The organism is Fontibacillus panacisegetis (genome assembly GCF_900102215.1).
Lineage (GTDB): Bacteria > Bacillota > Bacilli > Paenibacillales > Paenibacillaceae > Fontibacillus > Fontibacillus panacisegetis.
In genome coordinates this window covers 1-2,920 of sequence record NZ_FNBG01000073.1, presented here as the reverse complement: position 1 = coordinate 2,920, position 2,920 = coordinate 1, and the positions used below count along the sequence as shown (strand labels likewise).

The following is a 2,920-nucleotide window of genomic DNA, read 5'->3' as shown; positions in this document are numbered from 1 at the left end:
CATTTAGAGACTTTACATAAACAAAACCTGCACATTTGCAGGAATTTCAGAAAATCCGCATCATGACACTATTACACATGAGATACGGTCATAGAGTGCGGCAGGATCAAGCGGTGCAGGGGGCGTCTTCCTTGCACCGCTATTTCTAGTTTTGACACTAAACCTACTTCTGGGACAGCCCCTTTTTTACATTGACAATCATCGCTTTTCTTTGATTGGAATCCATACCTCACATTTTGAGTCCACCTGACGTTCATCTAGCCAATAATATTTTTCCAGGCAAGCTCCTTCGACCTGTTCAAAATTGACGGAAGGGAACCATTCAGAATAGATACGATGCCATATATTTTGTACTTCCTGTCCGATTTCTACATCCTCTCCTTTCTATTTCAGTGTAAGAAAATCCGACTGTTGCTTCCTGTCCGCGTGTGCTCTGTTTTGTCCGTAATCCACAAAAAAAGCATTCTAAGTATCCATACTAATGTGATCCCACTCTTCATTCCTGTAACCAAGCGCCCAGAACAAGCCACGCCGTCTTTCCATCACAACACTTTCACTTATACCAGCTGGAGCCTCTTTCCCCTGGATTCTGTGGTTAACGCACGCCCAGTGCATTCTGTAGATTTTATCCGCTTCATCCAAGATTTCTTCGGCAGAGCGCATGCTCGTCTTATCAACAAACTCGGCAAATGAGCTGCAGTTGGACACGGTATTGATAGCAAAGTCACAATCACAAATGCCATCGGGAAAATCGAGTGTATCCAGCAGTCCCAATATCCATAGGAGTGCCCAATAGGCTTCATATTGCCAAGCCAGATTAACAGCAGCCTGATGCTCAGGCTCTTCCTCATCAAGAAGCTCCTGCTCCGACTCAGTCAAAACATCTGCCACTCCGTATTTGTCCAACATTTCGAGCACGAATGTCTTGGATTGTTCCAGATCATTGTCTTGATTTATGTCACAGGCATATTGAATGACTATCAACAGAGCAACTGCCCTGCGGGCAATCTCTTCCAGCGATCTGATCCCCATCTCCTCCAAAGGGGGCAGTTCAGGCAATGTATCAAGAACAGGCACCTGCTTGTCCTTGAGATATGCAATAGATTGTTCCTTCCTTTGTTTGCCTTCTGGTGTAGTCTTGTCCTCACCTCTAATTTTTCTTGTACAGGCTCTAGGGCTAAATTCCGCAGGGCCAGACTTACCGCTCGGATATACAATTACCCTGCCATCCCGATCAATAAGGGTTCCGTCAGAAATAAAGCCTATACCATCCATTTTTCCTTGGAGTTCAACAAACCGCTGCATATAAGCATCGTTGTAGTCCTTTTCAGTTTCGATTGCCACTATGGTATTAAAGACGGAAATTTGCATCATAACTCGATACTGCAGGTCATCGTCCTCAAAAGGAATATGGTTCTGATAAAAACCCATCATTCCAGGTATGTTGTTTTTGAAATATTCAGGATTGGTGTCCTCTGAATCCCACTTAATTATAATTTTATTTTTGCTAAACCATGATTTAGGTTGAATTTCTACCTCCTTTTGGCTCGCAGTGATTTTAAAACCCTCCTGAAAAACCTCCTGAATAAGCCCGTTGATATCCTCAGTATCGTTACGAGATGCATATATCGTATAAAACGCCAAATTAACTTCCTCCTTAGTCATGTTAATCATTTACGTGCTGAAACAAAAAAACGATGCTCCTTGCTTGAGACAAAACCTTCCTGTTCAACTCTTTCCTGCAATAAACAAAGCTGTTCAAAGCAACGGTCCACTGAAAAACCGGCAAACTCCCATTCTATGATTTTGGCAAAATAAACAAGTGTACCGACATCGATAAATTGGAGTGTTGGAAAAAACTCCTGTTGCTTCAATATGGTGAATCCGGCATGGTTCAATTCAGTAACCGTCTGCGATAAGTTAAACCCTGCGTCAGTAACCATACCTTCGTCACCCAGCAAAAATTGCGACAGCTCGCGGTTATTCATACCGCCCACCTGCTGGGTAATGAAAACCCCACCCGGTTTAAGAATCCGGTAAACTTCTTCCACTGAAAAAGATTCGTGACGATTGATGACCAGATCAAAAAATTGGCTCTTGTACGGTAATCTGCAATCATCTTGCACTAAACTAACTTCTATACCGTGAGCAGGTAGCGTCGATTTGCAAAGCTCGTAGTTAGGGAAATACGCTTCTGTTGCATGGGTTCTACCTGCCGGAGGCGAAAGCGACAGTAAAAATTCTCCCCCTCCCGTCCCCATATCCAGCATCACGCCGTCCCCATCCAGGTTGCTCATGGCTGTCTGTACAATTTTTTTATAATCCCAAGGTAGACTCTGCTCCACAAAACGCCCAGATAAATATGAAAAATCCCAACCTTGAAAACCTTTTTCCTCTTCCAATTTCCAATATGCTCTTAGCTCATTACAATTCATCTACAATACCCCTCTCCTATTTTAGATGCAAAAATATGAAGAGCGGTGCAGCTGCCTGATAACGACTTTTCCTAAGCCCGGTACATACGGTTATCAGTTGATTGCAACTGCACCGGGCAGATACCGTATTTGATCACGAGCGTTTTTAGTTTCATTAACATATGTACACCTCACATCAATTATCAAAAAAATTGTGGAACTGTGCTGTGAAAATTACTGCAAAAACAACTATGACGCCCAAGCGTCACCACCTAGAATGAAAATATGGTGCTCCAAATTTCCAAATTGCGCTTTAGCGAAATAGTACAGCTAGCTTATTCGTGAGAAGTGAGAGGATTGCAGATCGAACACAGTAGAGGAAAAAATCTCCTTTATTTTCGAAAATGAGACGATTTTAAAGAAAATAAAGGAAGTATTTTCCTTTATCCTTACTGAAATTGCCCTAAAATGCCAAAAACAAGCGTTTATCACCAAAATAGAGGAAT

General features: G+C 42.4%; 3 protein-coding genes. All 3 read right to left on the bottom strand.

The window, feature by feature from the left end; all coding sequences use genetic code 11:
* Positions 1-198: 198 nt before the first annotated feature.
* Positions 199-366 (bottom strand): GyrI-like domain-containing protein, encoded by a 168-nt coding sequence (locus BLS49_RS24395; RefSeq protein ID WP_091236732.1) that lies wholly within the window; start codon positions 364-366, stop codon positions 199-201.
* A 99-nt stretch (positions 367-465) separates the two neighbouring features.
* Complete coding sequence (locus BLS49_RS24390; RefSeq protein WP_091236730.1) at positions 466-1,644, bottom strand: DUF4272 domain-containing protein; 1,179 nt, start codon at positions 1,642-1,644, stop codon at positions 466-468.
* A 26-nt stretch (positions 1,645-1,670) separates the two neighbouring features.
* Positions 1,671-2,435, bottom strand: coding sequence for a class I SAM-dependent methyltransferase (locus BLS49_RS24385; protein WP_091236728.1), 765 nt, complete (start codon positions 2,433-2,435; stop codon positions 1,671-1,673).
* Positions 2,436-2,920 lie beyond the last annotated feature (485 nt).

Bases quoted from the DNA above. Each gene is read 5' to 3' on its own strand.
- BLS49_RS24385 (WP_091236728.1), bottom strand. From the start codon at position 2,435: ATGAATTGTAATGAGCTAAGAGCATATTGGAAATTGGAAGAGGAAAAA.